The sequence below is a fragment of the Pseudomonas sp. B21-028 genome (genome assembly GCF_024749045.1).
In the GTDB taxonomy this organism is placed as follows: Bacteria; Pseudomonadota; Gammaproteobacteria; order Pseudomonadales; family Pseudomonadaceae; genus Aquipseudomonas.
Map to the genome: position 1 here is coordinate 2,718,339 of NZ_CP087184.1, position 19,342 is coordinate 2,737,680.

Annotated in this window: 7 protein-coding genes; all 7 read right to left on the bottom strand. The window is 66.5% G+C overall.

What is annotated here, in order from left to right; genetic code table 11:
• Positions 1-35: 35 nt before the first annotated feature.
• From LOY35_RS12225 to LOY35_RS12255, 7 genes are read right to left on the bottom strand one after another with little or no spacing between them, the layout of a single operon-like run.
• Positions 36-1,763 carry a class I SAM-dependent methyltransferase gene (locus LOY35_RS12225; protein ID WP_258632799.1) on the bottom strand — a complete coding sequence of 576 codons (1,728 nt, stop codon included), beginning with the start codon at positions 1,761-1,763 and terminating at the stop codon, positions 36-38.
• A complete protein-coding gene (locus tag LOY35_RS12230; protein WP_258632801.1) occupies positions 1,760-2,794 on the bottom strand; it encodes a class I SAM-dependent methyltransferase in 1,035 nt (344 codons plus the stop codon). Before LOY35_RS12230 ends, LOY35_RS12225 begins: the two co-directional genes overlap by 4 nt.
• Positions 2,791-3,894, bottom strand: a complete 1,104-nt coding sequence (locus LOY35_RS12235; protein WP_258632802.1) for a saccharopine dehydrogenase — start codon at positions 3,892-3,894, stop codon at positions 2,791-2,793. Before LOY35_RS12235 ends, LOY35_RS12230 begins: the two co-directional genes overlap by 4 nt.
• Positions 3,888-5,633 (bottom strand): ABC transporter ATP-binding protein, encoded by a 1,746-nt coding sequence (locus LOY35_RS12240; protein WP_258632803.1) that lies wholly within the window; start codon positions 5,631-5,633, stop codon positions 3,888-3,890. The genes LOY35_RS12235 and LOY35_RS12240 overlap by 7 nt, the downstream gene beginning before the upstream one ends.
• Positions 5,630-7,369, bottom strand: coding sequence for an ABC transporter ATP-binding protein (locus LOY35_RS12245; protein WP_258632805.1), 1,740 nt, complete (start codon positions 7,367-7,369; stop codon positions 5,630-5,632). Before LOY35_RS12245 ends, LOY35_RS12240 begins: the two co-directional genes overlap by 4 nt.
• Entirely contained in the window at positions 7,366-12,846 is a 5,481-nt protein-coding gene (locus LOY35_RS12250; RefSeq protein ID WP_258632806.1) for a non-ribosomal peptide synthetase, read from the bottom strand. The genes LOY35_RS12245 and LOY35_RS12250 overlap by 4 nt, the downstream gene beginning before the upstream one ends.
• A 38-nt stretch (positions 12,847-12,884) precedes the next feature.
• Positions 12,885-19,340: a non-ribosomal peptide synthetase gene (locus LOY35_RS12255; RefSeq protein WP_258632808.1), complete on the bottom strand. Its 6,456-nt coding sequence runs from the start codon at positions 19,338-19,340 to the stop codon at positions 12,885-12,887.
• Between the last annotated feature and the right edge of the window lie 2 nt (positions 19,341-19,342).

Genomic DNA, 19,342 nt, shown 5'->3' on the forward strand with positions numbered 1-19,342 from the left:
GCCGCGGAGGGAGTGGGTTCCATGCAGGGGCAATATCATGTCAGGTCCTTGGCAGCACAATGTTGGGTCCAGAGGGTCAGCGATTCGCTGTCGGGCAAACGGTCGGGGAGTTCGATGTCCTGGGCGGGGTATTCGAGGTGGGCCGCCAGCGCTTCGCGGTTCAGGCGTTGTTCCGGCACTTGTGCGACGAACACCCGGTGACCCAGGCTGGCCAGTGGATGCCCGGCGGCGGGCAGGCTGCGGTTGCCCAGGAACCCGGTCCGGTTCAACACGGCTTGCCATTGCGCCAGGTCGAGGAAGGTGCTGCTGCTGAGCTGACGCTCGTCGCTGGCCTGGTTGAGCATGAAAGCCTGGGACGCCATGACCCAGAACTCCTCTTGCGTCGGCTCGCTGAACACCAGCCAGCCACCGGGTTTGAGCAGCGCCAGCAGGGTCGCGAGGGAGCGCTCTGTGTCGCGAGCGGCATTGAGTACACCACCGGCGACGATCAGGTCCCAGGTCTGGCTGCGATAGCCCTGGGCCAAGGCCGGGCGGTCGATGTCGAACAATCCGTGGCGGACCCACGGCCAGTTCTTCAAGCGTTCGGTGGCCTGTTCGCTGAAGTAGCGGGAGACGTCGGTGCACAGGTAATCCACCGAGGCATGGGTCAACGCCGGTAATACGGCCTGGGTGGTGGAGCCGGTGCCGGCGCCCACCTCAAGGATCCGCAACGGCACGTCAGTGGGTTGGCGCCTGGCCCAGGCGCCCACCCACTGTGCAACGGCTCGATGCTGGTACTGCGCGGCAAGGCTTTCCCGGTACAGCGCCGCCGCACGCTCGGTACGCCCCTCGGGAAACAGCAGGTGCACGGCCGCGCATTCGCCGCGCATCAACGCGCGCAGTTGACGAGCGTTGTCCCGGGCATAGTCGAGGGTTGCGCTGCCTCCGGTGTTGAAGACCCAGTCCCGGGCCAATCGCGTCCAGATGCCGTCCAGGGTTTCCTGGCTCCAGGCACTGGCGTCGCGCGTCGGATGCAGGTGCGTGGCGTCGCTGCGCAACAGGGCCTGCTGCTTGAGCACGTCGAGCCAGCGCACGATCAACGGTCGATGGCCCGGAGCGATACCGGCCCTGGCCAGGACATGATCGACATCGCCCAGGGGCATGGGTAGCAGACCGCAACTGTCCAGCCCGTTAAGCATCGATAACAGGGCGGCCTGGCCCAGCTCATTGCTCAGGCGCACGGCCTCGGTCAACCGTTGGGCTTCAAAGTGCCGGTCGAGGGCCTTTTCGGTGGCCTCCAGGTGATCCTCCACCACGTGTGTCGTTGCTGGGGGATGTGGCACCGCAAACAGCGTCTGGCCATGGAGCGCGACGGCGCTGACGGCGTGATGGTCGAGGGCGCGTTGGCGCAGATGTCCGTTGTCGACCTCCACGCTGTGCAGGTCCCGCCATTGACCCCGTTGCCGGGTGTAGCCCAGGACGATGCAGTCCAACTGGGCCGAGGCTCGACGGGCGAGCGAGCCATGCTCGGGTTTTGCGGCGGGCGTGACAAAGACCAACTGTTCCAGATGGCTCAGGTCGCTCAAGGGCAGTGCCGGGAAATCCAGCAATCGCTCGAGCTGTTCGACGGCCATCAGCACGGTCCGGGGCTGTTGGCGTTCCAGCACGGCCAACAGGCGTGCCGGAGCCAGGGCGTGATTGCCCAGGTCGGTGAAGGGCGGCAGCAGCCAGAGGTCCTGATCGTCGGGAAGGTCGACCAGCAAGGTGTCGATTTTCAGCTTCATCGTGATGTTCCTACGGCGTGAAACAGGCGTTGCCCGGCGGCTGCAACGGGGTGGTGATCGGCGGGCCATGCCGGAAGCCAGTCGAAACCGCTGGCATTCAAGGCGCCTCGCCATTGTTCCTGGCTGATAAACACCTCATCCGTCGGGCGTGGCGGCGCATGGGCAGCGGGTGACAGCAACAGGTGCATGAAGGTCAGCATGGCCGGGTTGTCGGCGATGGATTCACTGAACAGCAAGGACCCACCGTCCCGCAGGCAGGCCCGGATGTTTGTCAGGCTGCCGGGCAGATCCCGGGCGTTGTGCAACACGTTGCCGGCGATCACCAGATCGAAACGGTGGGCGTCGATGCCTTGTTCGTCGAAAGGGTGGTCCAGGTCGAGGAGGGCGAATGTCATCCCCGGTTCCAGCCGGAACCGGCGCTGGGCAGCGACAGTGAACAACGGACTGATGTCCGTGAAGCGATACTCCGCCGCTTGGCCATCCAGCGCTTTCAATACCGCGTCCGTGGTGCAACCGGCGCCGCCTCCGAGCTCCAGTATTCGCAACGCACCACCGCTGGCACGGACCTCGCAGACCCGTGCGGCCAACGCTTCATTGATCGCCGCCGTGAAATGGTTGCGCTGATAGGCGCCTAGCACCGCCACCGGTTCCGCAGCCTGGAACAACAAGGGCGCCAGGGCCATTTCATCGCGCAGCAGCCCGGGCAGGTTGGCGATCACCGTTGTGTGCAGGGGAGCCATGCAGGCGGGAAAACCGAGGGCGGCATACAGCCGTGGCAGTTCGCCAAGCGCCGCTCGGGGCGGGGTGCCGTGCCAGGCCAGGTCCTCGCCATCTTGAACGAGCAGACCGGCGCGGGACAACGCAGCCAGCCAGCGCCGTACAATCCATGCGTGGCGTGGTGCGGTACCCAGGGCCTGGTTGACGTCTGCGTGACCGCGCCTGGCCTGCAACGGCAGGGCCTGGGCATCCAGCAGCACCTGGGCCATGACCCCCAGGCTCAGGTGTTCGAGTTCCACGAGCGCGGTGTTCATAGGCTGCCTTCCTCGGCACGGAGCAAATGTTCGATTGGGGCGTGCACCACGTTCAGGGCGCTGATGGCCCCGGTGCATTGCAAGCGTTCGAAACTGATGACGGGCGGCAGCGCTTCGGCGGCGTAATGGCAGCCAGGGCCGATCTCGCCGTGCGCCACGCTGATCACCGTGGCGGCCGCCATCGCACCGGTCAGCGCGGCGTTGCCCGAGCCGCCGAGCATCACACTGCGGGTGGTCGCCTGGTCGTCGCGCCAGCCGTCGAGCTGCAGCAGCAGAGTGACGAAGGGGGCCTGGCCGCTGAGGTCCAACAGACTGGCTTGCCGTAGCCGCCGGGCCGCTTCGGCGCGGGGAAGCCCGTGGGCGAGGTCGAGCGCCTTGAGCACGTAGCCCTCGTTGATCACGTTGAACCACTGGCCGGTTTCCAGATGCAGATCCCTGGCCAGGCACTCGCCTTCCCGATTGAGATAAGGCAGCAATTGCACCAGGCCGGGGAAACCTGGCATGACCACATCCCGGCGCCGGGTCAGGGCTCGGCTGCGTCGTCCGTTGTGCCACGCCGCCAGCGGTTCACTGGAACCGTCCATCGCGCCTTGCAGGAAGTCATCGGCGGCCACCAGGGTGAACTGATCCCGCAGCCCGAAGTAGCTGTGCAGGCATTGGACGCGGGTGAACCCGCGTTTGGCCAGCCAGCGTGGCAACAGGCCCGTGAGACCGGGTTGCAGGCCGGCCCCGAGCACGGCGCAACGCGTCCGCCAGGGCGCTGGGTCGAGGCTGAGGTCACCGGCGGCATCGACGTAATGGGCGTCGGCCACCAGAGCCGCTTTCGCGCACCGATCGCCCATCTGCCAGGATGGCCCGGCGCAATTGAGCAGCACGTCGCTGCCATCGGTGAACCGCGTCATGGCCTGGCTATCGTTGAAGTCCACCGTCATCCATTGCAGGCGCGCGGCGGGCCATCGCTGCTGGAGGGTTGCCAGGCAACGGGCACCCTTGGCGGCGTCGCGGCCGCCCAGGCGCAACGTATCCAGGCCCAGGCCCAGCAGCGCTTGAACGCTGGCCAACCCGACGTCGCCACTGGCGCCCAACACGGCGGTCAGCATGGTTGGACCTGCGGCTTAAGCCGCCAGCCGCCGGCGCGCTGACGATCGCGCCAGAACCCGGCATAGCGACCGTTTGCATCCAGCAACTGGCGATGGGTGCCGGACTCCACCAGGCGCCCCTCATCCAGGACCAGGATCTGATCGGCGGCCATGATGGTGGGTAAGCGATGAGCGATCACCAGCACCGTCGAGCTGTGCATCAGGGTGCGAATGGCCGTCTGTACATAGGCTTCGTTCTGTGGATCGAGGGCGGCGGTCGCCTCGTCGAGCACGACGATGGGCGCGCGCTTGAGCAGCGCCCTGGCCAGGGACACGCGCTGGCGTTCGCCACCGGACAATGCCGCGCCACCTTCACCCACCGGGGTCGCCCAGCCCTGAGGCAGGCGCGCGACAATTTCGTCGACACCGGCCAGGCGGGCCGCGTGCGCCATTTGCGGGGCGCTGGCGTCCGGGTTGCCTACGCGGATGTTGGCCTCGAGGCTGTCGTCGAACAGGTAGACGTCCTGCATCACCAGCGCCATCTGGGCCATCAACGCTTCGTTGGACAGTTCGCGCACATCCACGCCACCGACCTTGACGCTGCCGCCGGTGACATCGAAGAAGCGCATCAGCAACCGGGTCACGGTGGTCTTGCCCGAACCCGAAGCTCCGACAATGGCGGTCATCGAACGGGCCGGTACGTGAAAGCTCAGGTCTTGTAGAACCGACGGGCCGCCGGGGTAGGCGAAGCTCACCCGGTCGAAGGCCAGGCTGCCGTGGGCCACCAGGGGTTGGCTGGCGGCCGGTTCCGGCAATGGCGACTCCCGCAGGATATCCACCAGTTGCCGCAGGTCGTTGCCGGCCATGCGCAGCAAGCCGCTACGGGCCGCGGCTTCGGCGAGCGGGCCGACGAACCTGGCCGCCAGGGCCAGCAGCGCCACCAACTGGAGCGGGTCGAGCTCACCACGCACTGCCAGGGTAATGCCGACGCCTACCAGCAGCGCGAACGCCATCTGCACGCTCAAGCCACCGGCCAGCAACCGGGGAAACGTTTGGGACAGCATCGAACCGCCGGCCTGCTGCTGCATGCGATTGGCCGCCTGCAACGGTTCGTATCCATTCTGGGTCCGGCCAAAGGCCCGCAGCACCTGCTGGTAGCGAGCGAACTCCACGACCCGGTTACCGGCCAGGGTGGCGGCGGCCTCCACGCGCTCGTCGTTGTTGCCGATAGCGGTGGCCGACCAGTGATGCGTGATGTAGATGAGCGGCGCGCAAAGCACCGCCGTCAGGCCAAGGCGCCAGTCGAAGACAAACAGGGTCAGTGCCACCGTGGCCGGCACGACCACGCCGGACACCACCGGCCCCAGGTAATGGGCAAACAGTCCGGTGACCATCAAGGTGCCGCTGGTGGCGCTGCGGGACAGACGGCCGACTTTTTCCGAATTGAACCAGCCCAGGGGCAGGCGCGCCAGGTGCTGACCGAGACGATCATGCAGGGTGGTCAGCACCACCAGCGCCAGGGCAAAACCCTTCATTGCCTGATGGTAATGGGCGAAGCAGGCCAGGGCCGCCATGACCGCCAGGCCCGCCAGCCAGGCCAAGGCAGTGGGCAGGTCCGCGACGAACAGCGCATGCAGGATCGGCACCAGCAGCGCCACGGCCAGGCCTTGCAGCACGGCGCTGGTCACGAGCCAGACCAGATAGCGGTACAGGCGTGCGGCGTGGGCCGGGCCCAGTAAGGTGACGAGGCTACGGATCACAGGGACATCTCCAGGTCGGGGGCGGTGGTCTCGGTGCTGGCGCGCCACAGTCGGGCATAGGCGCCATTGGCCTGCAGCAGGTGTTCATGGTGGCCGCTTTCCAGGACCCGGCCCTGGTCGAGGACGACAATCCGGTCGGCCCCACTGATGCTTGCCAGACGATGGGCAATCACCAGCACCGTGCGGCCCTGGGCCACGGCCGACAGGGCGTCCTGGATCAGCGCTTCGGACTCGGGGTCGGCGTGGGCGGTCGCTTCGTCGAGGATCAGCACCGGTGTGTCGGCCAGCAGGGTGCGGGCGATGGACAGCCGTTGCGCTTCACCGCCGGAAAACATCGCATCCTCACCGATGACCGACTGATAGCCACGGGGCAGGGCCAGGATGCGTTGATGGATCTGTGCCGACCGGGCCGCGGCATGCAGGGCTTCTTCGCTGGCCTGGGGACGACCCAGGCGCAGGTTGTCGGCCACCGTTGCGTGGACGAGCTGGGCATCCTGCAGCACGAACCCAACGTGTCGGTACAGCTGGCTCGGCTCGATCTGGCGCACATCGACACCCCCCACGAGTACGCGGCCGGCATCGACGTCGTGAAAGCGCGGCACCAGCTTGGCCAGGGTCGATTTGCCGGCGCCGGAAGCCCCGACCAGGGCCGTGACCGTCCCGGCGGGGCAATGCAGCGAGATGTCGTCGAGAATCCGGTGGGCGGGGTCGTAGCCGAACTGAACGTGCTCGAAGGTCACGTCGCTGCCTTCGGGCTGAGCGCAGACCCCGGGCGCAGGGAGCTCGGGCACGTTGAGCAGGGCTTCGATCCGCCCGGCAGCGGCCATGGCGGTGCGTTGGGCGGTGAGGCTCTGGTTGATGACCAGCAGCGACTGCGGAATCACCACCGCCACCAAGGTTTCGGCGAACAACTGCAATGGCGTGATCCAGCCTCGCTCCAGCAGCAGGCTGCCCACCGCCAGGCTGACCAGCAGAATCACCGGCACGCTCAGGGCCATGGAGGAAAAGGCTTCCAGGCGCAGCAACGGACGCACCCAGCCAGCGTACTGCTCGCTGAACTGGTCGACGGCCTGTCGATAGCTGCGATGGGCCTGGCCGACCCGGCCGAATGCCTTGACCACGGCGATGCCATGCACGAATTCCACGATGGCGGCGCTGACCCGGGTCATGCTCTTGTCCAGCAACTGCATCTTGTCGCCGAAACCGCGCATCATCAGGGTGTACGCCAGCGCATAGATCGGCAGGGTCAGCACCGCCAGCAGCGCCAGACGCCAGTTCAGGCAGGCCAGCCACATCAGCCCGGCCAGGGGCGTGACGATGGCGGCGGTCTGCTCCACGGCATGGTGAGCGACCAGGTGGTGCAGATCCTCCAGGTCGTCCTGCACCATCTTGCGCACGGCACCGGAGGTCGTGTCGGTGTACCAGCCCAGAGGCACGCGCCCCAGTTTGCGGACCATGGCCTCCCGCAGGCTGGCCTGCAACCGGTGATCCGCCAGGTGGGTCAGCCAAAGGGCCACGCCGCTGGCCATCCAGCCCAGGCTCAGCGCCAGCACCACCAGCGTCGCCCAGCGCCATAGCGCCTGGCTGTCGGTCGTACCCGCCAGCAGCAGCCGGCTCAGCTCGGTCAGCCCGATAAAGGGCACCAGGTTGACCAGCGCGCCGACAGCGGCAAACAGTACACCGAGGCGGATCAGGCGCTTGACCGGGCGTTTGAGAGTTTCCAGCGCACTAGTCATGAGTTTTTCCGTAGGGCCTCAAGCAGGTGCGCGGTAACGGTGTGCACGTGGGGTGGTTCGATCACGCTGAAGTGGTTGCCCGGCACGTCGATCAAGGTGAACTGCCCCAGGCACGCGTCCTCCCAGAACGGCGCGGCCAGATGGCCGACGCCGCCGGTGATGCCGAACGACTGCTGTTCCAGGCAACGCAGGTAGGTCATGTTGCCGAGGAACGGTGCTGGGTCGAACCGCGCCGCTCGCATGCTGTGGCGGCATACGCGGAACAGGGTCGGGACCAGCTCGGGGCCGATGGGCACCCCGGCCTGACCGGCGGCCTGGCGCGCGTATTCGGCCAGGCGTTCTTCCTGGCTGCGGGCCGACTGCTTCTGCACGGCCAGCGCCAACGCCTCCAACCCCGGGTCGCCGCCCAGGGTCGCCATGGCGCCGGCGGGGACACGACGATTGTCACGGGCCATCAGCAGTTCGATGGCGCGGTACACGTCGTAATCCTCGATGTGTTCGCCGAACACGGTCTTCACCGGATCGAGGTTGAGGTTGGGCACGAAGATCGCCTCATAAGCCAGCTCTTCGTCGGTATCGATGAACATCGGAATGCTGTCGATCAGGCTCAGGTCCACCACCTCGAGGCCGCGCTCGAGCAAGCGTCGGGCAACTTCTGTGGCGAGCAGGCCACCCAGGCAATAGCCGATCAGCTGAAAGCGCTGGTGCCCGTCGGCGATGAGGCGTTCGGTGTAATCCTGGGCCACGCGCTCGATCAGTTGCTTGGGTTCCAGCGCCAGGTATTGCGCGGTATCGGCCACGGCAAACCCGATCACCGGGCCGGCCTGCTGCGCGGCCAGGGAGCGGCCCAGGTGCTGGAAGTAGTCCAGGGTGCCCAGGGCGGCATGGAACATCACCCGTATCGGGCCCGTGTCGCCACCACCGAACGGCACGACCAGGGCGTTGCTGGTGGTCGAGCGTTGGGACTGGCCGGGGTTGCTCGTGGCGGTGGACGCCGCTTCGCCATGGTCGAGCAGGCGCACCAGCGCCGCGACGTTGGGTTCGTTGAACATCTGACGTAGCAGGGTGTCGTAGGCGAGGCCTTGAGCCTGGGGCAGTTGCTCGCGCAGTTGGCCCGCCACCCGAGCCAGGATCAGCGAGTCGGCGCCCTTCTCGTAGAAATTGTCCTCGGCGCCAATCCGCGCCAACCCCAGGGCGTCGGCCCAGAGCCGACACAGTTCGGCGGTCATCGGATCTGTCGGGACTTCGTCATCGGCGCCGTTGGACAGGGCATCGTCGGTCGGGCGCCATTGGGCCAGGGTCTTGCGGTCGACCTTGCCGTTGGCGGTCAATGGCAACCGGTCGAGCACCTGCAGGTGCGCCGGCAGCATGTATTCCGGCAGGCGTTGCGCCAGGGTACGGCGCAGGCCATCGACACTCAGGCGCTGCATACCGCCCTTGAAGCGCGCGGCGAAGACCTGCATGCCGAGGTTGGCCAGTGGATGATCGGCCTGGGGCAGGGCAAGCGGGCATTGTCCGCCATGCGCCTTGACCCGTGCCTGCCAGGTTTGCGCGCTACTCAGGCCGCTGTGGCCGTGATCGTGGTCGTTGCCCACCGGTGTCATCATGAAGCCCTGGGTCAACAGGATCGGCGGCCACTCGCCGGTGGGTTCGCTGAACACCAGCCAGCCGCCGGGACTCAGCAATTCGATGATCTGGCCCAAGGCCTTGTCGATGTCCTTGACGCTGTTGAGCATGCCCGCGCACAAGACGATATCGACGCTGTTGCTGGCCAGTCCCTGGGGGCGAATCGGCTGGTCGATGTCCAGCAATCCATAACGGACCCAGGGTTGTCTGGCGAAGCGCTGCCGCGCCGCCGGCAGGAAAAACGCGGTGATGTCGGTGAACAGGTAATCCACGTCCAGCCCGTCGAGCAGCCCGATCACCGGTGCGCTGGTGGCGCCGGTACCGGCACCGATCTCCAGGATGCGCAGGGGGCCGTCACCGTCGAAATGAGTGGCCAGGCGATTGATCAGCGCCGCGATGCTGTGGTTGTTGTAGCGCGAGATGGCATCGCCGCCGTACAGCTGCAGCGCCAGATCCTGCTGGCCACGGGGGAACAGCAGGTCGAACGGATTGATTTCGCCCTTGAGCAGTTGCGGCAACTGACGGACATGCTCGAGCTGGTAGTCGAGCAGCGCCTGGCTGCAGAGTCCCGCGGCAACGGCCTGTTCGACACGCCCCCATACCAGCACCGGTTCCACCGGCGTGGTCGACAGGCGATAGCGCGATTGATCCTGTTGCAGCCACCCGGCGTCACACAAGGCGCCCAGCCAGCGGCGCAGCAGCCAATGATGACGCGGATCCACCTGCAAGGCCTGAAGAATCGTCGATGCATCGGCTTCAGCCTGATCGGCGCTGAACAATCCGGCCTTGAGCATCACCTCCAGCATGGCGCTCAATGCCGCCGTGCCGAGATCGGACTGGTATTGGCGCACCTGCTCGGCCTCGAAGGTGCCGGCCTGGCTGTCCGCGTAGCGGTTCACTGCCTTGAGCAAGGCTGTGTCGTCCACTGGCCGGGACTCGCCGCCTTGCGCCGCCGTGACGAAGGCTATCAGGCTACGCTCTCCCTGGGCGTCACCCGCCACCAGGCTGACAGCGCTGTCGACTCCCGGAAGGGCGAGCATTGCCGCGTCGATTTCCCCCAGCTCGATCCGATGCCCACGAATTTTCACCTGGCCGTCTTCACGACCGAGGAATTCAAGCTCGCCCCCCGGCAGGTAGCGGCCCCGATCGCCGGTGCGATACAGGCGCTGACCGTCGAGTGGATGAGCGAAGAAACGCTGGTCGCTCAGGACCTGGTCGCCCAGGTAGCCGAGAGCCAGGCCCATGCCCGTGATGTACAGGTCGCCCGGTACCCAGGTCGGGACATCGCGCCACTGGCTGTCGAGCACGCGGAAACCCTGGTTGGCCAGGGGCAAGCCATAGGGAATGCTGCGCCAGGCCGGATCGATGGCGCCGATAGGATGCACGTTGGACCAGATCGACGCCTCCGTGGCCCCACCCAGGCTCACCAGCGCCAGGTCGGGAAGCAACCGGCCCAGTTGTGGCGGCAGGTTGAGCGGGATCCAGTCGCCGGACAGCAGGGCCAGACGCAAGCTGTCCAGTGGCCGGGGCTCGGCTTGCAGGTAGTGGGCGAGCATGTGCAGTTGCGCGGGAACGGAGTTCCACAGGGTCACTTGGTGACGCTGCACCTGTTCGGCCCAGTGGGACGGGTCGGCACCGCGTGCCGGGTCGGGCAATACCAGGGTGCCGCCGACAGCCAGGGGACCGAACAGGTCATACACCGACAGGTCGAAACTCAGCTGTGCCAGGCCCAGTGCCCGGTCGCCGGCGCCGACCTGGAAGCGTCGATTGATGTCTTGCACGGTATTGAGTGCCGCGCGGTGACTGATCATCACCCCCTTGGGGTCGCCGGTGGAACCTGAGGTGTAGATCACGTAGGCGAGGTCGTCGGGGTTGCCGGTGACCGGTTCGAAGGTGGCCGCCGCGGGTGGAAGCCGGTCCACCGAGTGCCAGCGCAGCGCTTCGGGCAACCCGGTGTGGGGCAGCGCATGGGACAGGCCCAGCACATGACGCACCTGGGCGTTGGCCAACACCCGGTCGCGGCGGGCGGCCGGGGCGCTGCTGTCGAGTGGCAGGTAGGCGGCGCCCGCCAGCAACACACCGTAGGCCGCTACCACCTGCCCGGCGCCCTTGGGCATGAGAATCGCCACCGGTTCTTGCGAACGGCAGCCGGCTTCGCGCAGGGTGGCCGCGACGTCCAGTGCGCGGCGGGCGAGCTCGGCGTAAGTCAGGCTCCCTTCGGCATCGATCACGGCGAGTGCGTCTGGACGTTGTCGTGCCATGACCAGCAGGTTGTCGTGCAATCGACCTTCGGGAATAGGCGCGGCCGTGGCATTGGCCGCCAGGCGCTCGCGCTGTTGCCAGGCCGGCAGGGGCACCTGCACCGGATGTATCCAGGCGGCGGGATCGCTGGCCAGGTGTTGCAGCTCTGTCGAGAACGCCAGCAGCATGTCGTCGATCAAACCGTCGGGGAACACACCCTGGCGCACGTCCCAATGAATGTGCAGGCCGTGGCTGTCATCCATCACTTGGCAGTCCAGCGTGACTTGCGGGGTCTGGGTAATGCCATGGCCCACTTGGCGCTGGCTGGCGGCGGGCAGCTCGATGGCCAGGCCAATGGCACTGGTGAAGACCACCGGCATGGCCGCCGCTTCCCGGCCACGCCGACGGCCGATTTCGCGCATCACTTGAATCCCGGAGAACAGCCGATGTTCGAGGTCGGCGAACAGTTGGCTTCCCAACTGGCGCGCCTGCGCCGTGAAATCCAGGCCGGTCGGGTCATTGACCTGCAACAGGCTGACTGAGGTGAAATCCCCCACCAGCCGGTCGACCTGCGGGTGCAGGGGCAGGCGGTTGAGCAGGGTCAGGTTGAGGCTGAAAGCCGGTTGTTGGCTCCAGCGCTGCAGGACGCCGACGTAGGCGGCGAGTACCACGATCGAAGGCGTCAGGCCGTGGTCGCTGGCGGCACTTTTTAAAGCTGTCCATTGCTGACGGTCGAGCCGCGCCCGGTGTCGGCGGAAACACGGTGTGGTGCTGTCCTCGGTCGCCAGGGGCGCGGGCAATTGTGGCGCGGCGGGCAATTCGTCGACCCGGTTCAGCCAATACGCACGGTCGCGCTGGTGGCGACTTCCTTCCAGCAACCGGCGCTCGGCCAGCAGGTAGTCACGAAAGCTGATGTCCAGCGGCGGCAAAGGCGTGTCGGGGTCTTGCAGCAGTTGCTCCAGTTCGTTGAACAGCAATTGCGCGCTGGCCCAGTCGGCGATCAGCGAGTCCATGGAGAAATGCAGGGTGTCACCGCTGTCGCTGCGACTCAGGCGCAGCTCGAACAGGGGCCATTGCTCGGTGGGGTAGAGCTTCTGCTCCATGGCCTGACGGATCTGCCGTACGGTCTGTTGCCGCGCATCGTCGGTGGCGGCTCGCAAATCCTGCACCGCCACCCGGTAGGGAGGAACATCGGCCAGCACCCGTTGCGAGCCTTCGCTGGCGATCACCGCGCGGAGCATGTCGTGGCGGGCGATCAGGCGGTTCCAGGCCTGCTCCACCCGCTGCGGGTCAAGCCGCGGCCAGCTCAGTTCCAGGTAACCGTGACAAGCGACATTGCCGTAGCCGAAAGATGATTGGCGGCCCAGCAAATAGGCATTTTGCACGTCGGTCAGAGGGAAGGGCACGTGGCGGCTGCCTGCATCGGCGACGACCTGGGCGCGTTCCTGGGTGTGCAGCAGCTCCAGGATCTGTTGCTTGTGGGTGCGCAATTGCTCCAGGCGGGTGGCATCGAGCAGGCCTTGGGGCGCGCGGAATTTCAATTGTCCGTCCTGGGGCCAGAGTTCGACGCCCAGGGACTTGAGTTCGCTTAACAGTTTGGCGGCGGGCATGGGTACGGCTCCTGGAAAATAGCGAGGTCCTGAAGGCATCAGATGACGCCTTCTTCAACGGTGTCTGGGTTGGGTTGGCATTCGAGGGTTTGCGCCACTTCCAGCAATGTGGCGGCACCGAACAACTGGCCCATGGGGATTTCCACGCCGAGGCGGGTGCGCAGCATTTCGAGGAAGCGCGTGGCCAACAGGCTGTCGCCGCCCAGACGGAAAAAGTTGTCGTGGCGCGATACGCTGGGCACGTTGAGTAGCTGTTGCCAGAGCTCGGCGATCAGCTGTTCGCCTTCGCTCAGGGGCTGCTCGTCCAGGTCCGGGGTTGGCTGGGCGATGGCCTCCAGGGCGGCCAGCAGGGCGCGGCGATCGACCTTGCCATTGCTGCTCAAGGGCAGGCGATCCAGCACCTGCAGTTGTTCCGGGCGCATGTAGGCTGGCAGGCATTGTTCGAGGTGTGCCGCCAGTGCCTGCGCGGGGACGGTGGCCGTGACGGCAGCCATCAACCGGTTCTGCCCCGTGACCAACGCCACGGCCATGCTGACGGCGGGATGGCGGACCAGGGCGGCTTCGATCTCCCCCAGCTCGATGCGGTGTCCGCGGATCTTGACCTGGCTGTCTGCGCGGCCCAGGAATTCCAGCAGGCCATCGGGGTGATAACGCCCCAGGTCGCCGGTGCGGTACCAGCCATCGACAAAGCGTTCGGCACTGAGCTGCGGCGCGTGGCGATACCCGCGTGCAACCCCTGCGCCGCCGATCCACAGCTCCCCCGTGACCCAGTCCGGGCAATCCCGGCCCAGGACATCAACCACCCGATAGGCCTGGTTGCCCAGGGGCAGGCCGTAGGGAATCGAGCGCCAGCCGGGCAAGGCCTCGCGCACTTCGAAATGGTTGGACCAGATGGCCGCCTCGGTAGCGCCGCCCAGGGCGATGAAACGGCATGCCGGCGCCTGTTGTGCCAGGCGGGCGGGGAGGTCGAGTCCGATCCAGTCCCCCGACAGCAAGGCCACCCGCAGCGCCAGCGGCCGGCGGTCATGGACGTTGGCTTCGAGCAGCATGTCGAGCAAGGCCGGCACGCTGTTCCACAGGGTTACGCCATGGTGCTGGAGCGCCTTGAGCCAGGCTCGCGCATCACGGCGTTGATGTTCGTCGATCAACACCAGGGCGGCCCCCACCGACAGCAGGCCGAACAGGTCGTATACCGAGAGATCGAAGTCCAGCGCCGACAAGGCCAGGCCACGATCCGTTGCCTGGACGCCGTAGCGACGATTGATGTCGGCCACGGTGTTCATCGCTGCCCGGTGGGTGATTTCCACGCCCTTGGGTTGGCCGGTGGAGCCTGAGGTATAGATCACATAGGCCAGGGCGTCGGGCGCTACCGGTAGCGGGGCCGGAAGCGGTTCGGCTTCCAGCGCCCGGGCGGGCTTGAGATACCTGACCTCCGGCAGCAGCGGGTCGTGTTCGGCGATTATCAGCATCACCCCGGCCTGTTGCACGATGCGCTGGCAGCGTTGCAACGGTTGATCGACCCCTATCGGCAAGTAGGCCGCGCCCGCCGCCAGGACGCCCAGGACACTGGCGACCTGATGCGCGCCCTTGACCAGGGACACTCCCACCAAATCTCCGGGCATGACGCCAGCGTCCACCAGACTGCGGGCAATCCGCAGGGCGCGGTCGGCCAGTTCGCCATAACTCAGCGTGCCGTCCTCGTCCCACAGCAGGGCAGTATTCCGTGGCGCCTGGCGGGCCTGCTGGAAGAAGCCCTGATGCAGGGTCGGGTCGCCAGGTACGCCGGCGCCCGGCGCGTTGATCCGCGCCCTTCGCTCAGCCTGGGCCAGCGGCAGCAGGTCCGGTGGCGCACTGTCCCATGGTTGTTCGGCCAGCCAGTTCAAGCTGTACAGGTAGGCATCGAACATGGCTTCGACCATGCCTTCGGGAAACAGGCCAACCACCCGGTCCCAGTTCAGCGCGATGCCGCCATCGGCTTCCACCACCTGATGGTCGAGCCACACCTGCGGTGTCTGGGTCAGGCCGAACACCTGATGGGCAAAGGGGCCGTCCTGTGGCGCGGCGGTGCCGTCGGGCACGCCCAGGGCGCTGGTGAATACCACTGGCATGCTCGCTTGTTGCTCGCCGTTGCCCCGGGCCAGTTGGCGCAGCAGGCCCACGGAGCCCAGGCTGCGATGCTCCAGGGCTTCGCCCAGGGTCTGTTGGGTACGGCGCGCCCGGTCGAGCCAACGCTCGCCCGTTCGAGGGGTGTAGCCAAGCAGGGTCAGGGAGGTGAAGTCGCCCATCACCTGATCGATTTGAGGATGCAGCGGGCGGCGGTCGAACAGCGTCAGGTTCAGGCTCAGATCCGGACGGGCGCTCCAGCGACTGAGCGTTTCGGCGAAGGCGCAGAGCAGCACGGCCGAGGCTGTCAGGCCATGCTGCTGGGCCTTGGTCAGTATCGCTCCCCAAGCCTGGGCATCGATCTGTCCTTGCAGGCGTTCGAAACGGGGACGACCAAGGCTGGCTGGGTCGACTGCGAGCGGCAGTTGCGGGTGCGGCGGCAGTTCGGGCAAGCGTTCCTGCCAGAAACGTTGTGCCGCTTCCAGTTCGGCCGGCTCCGGGGCGGATTGCAGTTGGTAGTCGCGAAACGACAGTTGCAGCGGCGCCAGTTGCAGCGTCGGGTCGCGGTACAAGGCGTCGAGTTCGGCGTAGAGACTCAGGATGCTCAGGGCATCGAGGATCAGGTTGTCCAGGCTGATGGCCAAGCGTGTATGCCGGCCATGGACCAGGGCCTGCACGTCGAACAACGGCCACTGTGCCGGATCGAATACCCGGTGGGCACAGTGCTCGCGCAGCTCGTCAAGGCGGCTGTAGGCCTGGCCGATTGTGAACCTCGGCACTTCTTCGAGGATGCGTGCCTGGCCGTGCCGGTCGAACACGGCGCGAAGCATTTCATGGCGCTCGATCAGCCGCTCCAGTGCACATTGCAGGCGGGGCAGGTCCAGGTCCTCGACCTCATACTCGCGGTAGAAGTGGCAACTCACGCCTCCCAGTACCAGGCTTGGGTCGCGGCCCAACCAATAGGCCTGCTGCACTTCGGTCGTGGGGAAGGGTTCGTAGCGCTGCGACAGGTCCGCCACGATGTTGCGCCGGGTCACGGCCTCGGCATCTTGATGCAGGCTGGCGCAGAACCGGGCCAGCACCGGGTTGGCGAAGATCTCTGCCACCCGGGCGCCCCCCAGGCCTTGTTCGGCCAGCAGGCGCACCAGGCGGGTAGCGCTCAGGGAGTCGCCGCCCAGGGAAAAGAAGTTGTGTTCCCGACAGACCTCACCGCAGCCCAGCAAGGCCTGCCAAGCCCGCGCCACCTGTCGTTCAATGGGACCGCAGGGGGGCGACAGGTCACGGCGGGGACTCGGATCTTGCGCGGCCAGCCACTCGAGCAAGGCTTTGCGGTCGACCTTGCCATTGGCCGTCAAGGGCCATTGCGCGCAACCCAGTATCCGCTCCGGAATCATATAGGCGGGCAGACGCTCGGCCAGGTGCCCCGGCAAGCCTGGCAGATCGACGGAGGCCGGCTCCGCAGGGCCGTCATGCAAGCGCACCACGGCCGCCAGGCGTTGGCCGTCGAGCATAACCGTGGCTTGCTCGATCCCAGGCCAGGCCACCAGCGCGTTCTCGATTTCCCCGGCTTCGATGCGATAGCCTCGCAGCTTGAGCTGGAAGTCGCTGCGTCCGAGGAATTCGACGTTGCCGTCCGGATGGTAGCGTGCGCTGTCGCCGGTACGGTACCAGCGCAGGCCTTGATACTCGACGAAACGCTCGGCGGTGCGCAGCGGGTCGCCACGGTAGCCCAGGGCAACACCGGCGCCACCGATCCAGAGTTCGCCAGCGACCCAATCCGGGCAGTCGTGGCCATGACGGTCGACAATCCGCAGGCTGACGTTATCCAGGGGCTTGCCATATGGCAGGCAGTGCCAGTGCAGCGGCTGGCCGGGCACCACTTCGTAGAGCGTCGAGTGGATGGCGGTTTCGGTGGCGCCGCCCAGGGCCATGAAGCGACAGCCCGGGGCCTGGGCCCACAGCCGCGGCGCCAGGTCCGGGGCCACTTTGTCGCCACCCAATAGCACGGCGCGCAGGGGCAGGTCGGCGGCGTGGCTGGGTGCACAACTGAGCAGCATGTCCAACAGCGCCGGCACGCAATTGAGCACGCTGGCGCGGTGCTGCAACGCCAGTTCGCGCCAGCGTTCGGCATCGCGCTGGGCCTGGGATTCGACGCAGATCACCGCGGCGCCCGTGGAGAGGGCCGCAAACAGGTCGAATACTGACAAGTCGAACTCCAGCGCCGACAGCGCGAGGATCCGATCATGGGGGTTCAGGTCCAAGCGTCGCTGCAGGTCTTGCAGGGTATTGGCCGCCGCGAGATGGCTGATTTCCACGCCTTTTGGCTCCCCCGTGGAGCCGGAGGTGTAGAGGATGTAGGCCAGGTCACTGATTTTACCGGGGCGCGGTGCGCGCAGGGCTTCGCCATCATCGGGCAATGCGCTGAGCAGCAACCGGGCGTCGGACGAGTCGACGATCTTCTGCCGACGGGCCGGGGGTTGATCGAAGCCGATGGGCAGGTACGTGGCGCTGCACGCCAGGACGCCCAATACCGCGATGACCTGTTCCGGTCCTTTGGGCAGCTGGATGGCGACGACGTCCCCCCGCTTGACCCCCTGGCGCTCGAGATAGCCCGCCAGTTGCAGGGCACGCTCGGCCAGGGTGCCGTAGCTCATGGCCTGGTTGCCATAAAGCAAGGCGGGCGCCTCGGGAGCCGTTTGGGCCAGTTGGAAAAAGTCATCGTGCAGGCGTTTCACCGGCAGGGGCGCGGGCCGGCCTTGTGACTGTTGTCGCACGGCGAGATGGCTGGGCGGCGTCAGCGCCGGGGGCAACTGCTGCCAGGCCGAAGGCTCAACGCAAAGACGTTGCAGCAGCCCGGTGTAGGCGTCGAACAAACCATCCAGTACACCATCGGCGAATAGCCCTTCCCGGGCGTCGAGGTTGACCAGTATGCCGCCGTCCAGCTCGGTGACCTGCGCGTCGAGCCACACTTGCGGGCCCTGGGAGATGATCCAGGCCGGTCGGCCGAAACTGTCCTGCACGCCTTCGGCGAACAGTTCCCCCAGGCCCAGGGCACTGGTGTACACCACGGGCGCCAGGACGGGTTCGCCCTGTTGTCGGGACAGCTCGCGCAGCACTTCCAGGCCGGAAAACGCGCTGTGGGCGGCATCTTCATGAAAGCGCTGTTGCAGGGCCCGGGCCCGCACGGCAAAAGTACCGGCTTGCGTACCATCCCAGGCCAGCAGGATCGATGAAGTGAAGTCGCCCACCAGACGGTCGACATCGGCATGCAGGGGGGCACGGTTGAACAGCGGCAGGTTCAGCAACAGTTCGGGCGTTTCGCACCAGGCGCCCAGGGCTTCGCAGAATACGGCTGCCAGGGCCATGGCGGGGGTCAGGGTATTTTCCCGGGCATGACGTTCGAAGGCCTGGCGCTGCGAAGGCGACAGCCAATGGTGACGACGCCTTACCTGGCAATCGTCGCTGCAGTGAGCCTTGATCGGCAGGCGCGGGGCGCCGGGAAGCTGTTCCAGGCGTTGCAGCCAGTAGTCGCGGTCCTGTTGATGGCGCGCTCGCTGCTCAGGCTGTGCATGTTCCTGGCGACGCTGGGCCAGGTAGCGAGCAAAGCTGTAGTCGAGCGGTGGCAAGGGTTGCTGGCGATACAAAAGCACCAGGTCGCCCAGCAAGGTGCGCAGGCTCAGGGCGTCGGCGGCGAGCATGTCGAGGTTCAGGTGCAAGCGGGTACCAGCTGGGCGCAGGGCATCGGGCAGCAGCGACAATTGGATGTCCAGCACCTCGCCCTGCTCGACGGCCAACCGGCGGTGGGACAGTTCCGCGCGCAAGGCCAGCAGCCGTTGTTGCGCCTGTTCGACATCGGTCTGGCGCAGGTCATGGACCTTGAGGCCTGGCCAGGGGCTCTGCGCGAGGATCTGCTGGCGGCCATCTTCGCCGAACTGGGCACGCAGCATGGCGTGACGTTCAAACAGTGCGCGAACGGCGGCTTGCAACCGGACCGGATCGACGTCGTTGCCATCGAATTCGTTATAGAAGTGCGCGGCCACGTCGCCCAACTGTTGACCGGGAGCGCGACCGATCCAATAAGCGTGCTGCATCGGTGCCAGTTCGAAGGGCAGGTGTTCGTCCACGCCGGGCGGAGTGTCGTCGATGGATTCCGGCTGGGCGGTGTCGAGCCTGGCCAACCATGCGGACAGCCGGGGATCGGCGACCAGGTCGGCGAAACGCGCCGGCAGGCCCTGGCGTTGCCATTGACCGGCCAGGCGGATCAGCGTGACCGAATCCAGCCCCCATTCGATCAGGTTGGCTTCGAGCGGGATCTGTTCAGCGGGCAGGCCCAGGGCCTGGGACAGGGACTGACGTAGCAGTGTTGCGGTTGAGGTGCTGGGAGTGGCCATGG

Excerpts from the sequence above, each read along its gene's own strand:
- LOY35_RS12245 (WP_258632805.1), bottom strand. The coding sequence starts at position 7,369 with ATGACTAGTGCGCTGGAAACTCTCAAACGCCCGGTCAAGCGCCTGATC.
- LOY35_RS12230 (WP_258632801.1), bottom strand. The coding sequence starts at position 2,794 with ATGAACACCGCGCTCGTGGAACTCGAACACCTGAGCCTGGGGGTCATG.
- LOY35_RS12250 (WP_258632806.1), bottom strand. The coding sequence starts at position 12,846 with ATGCCCGCCGCCAAACTGTTAAGCGAACTCAAGTCCCTGGGCGTCGAA.
- LOY35_RS12225 (WP_258632799.1), bottom strand. The coding sequence starts at position 1,763 with ATGAAGCTGAAAATCGACACCTTGCTGGTCGACCTTCCCGACGATCAG.
- LOY35_RS12235 (WP_258632802.1), bottom strand. The coding sequence starts at position 3,894 with ATGCTGACCGCCGTGTTGGGCGCCAGTGGCGACGTCGGGTTGGCCAGC.
- LOY35_RS12255 (WP_258632808.1), bottom strand. The coding sequence starts at position 19,340 with ATGGCCACTCCCAGCACCTCAACCGCAACACTGCTACGTCAGTCCCTG.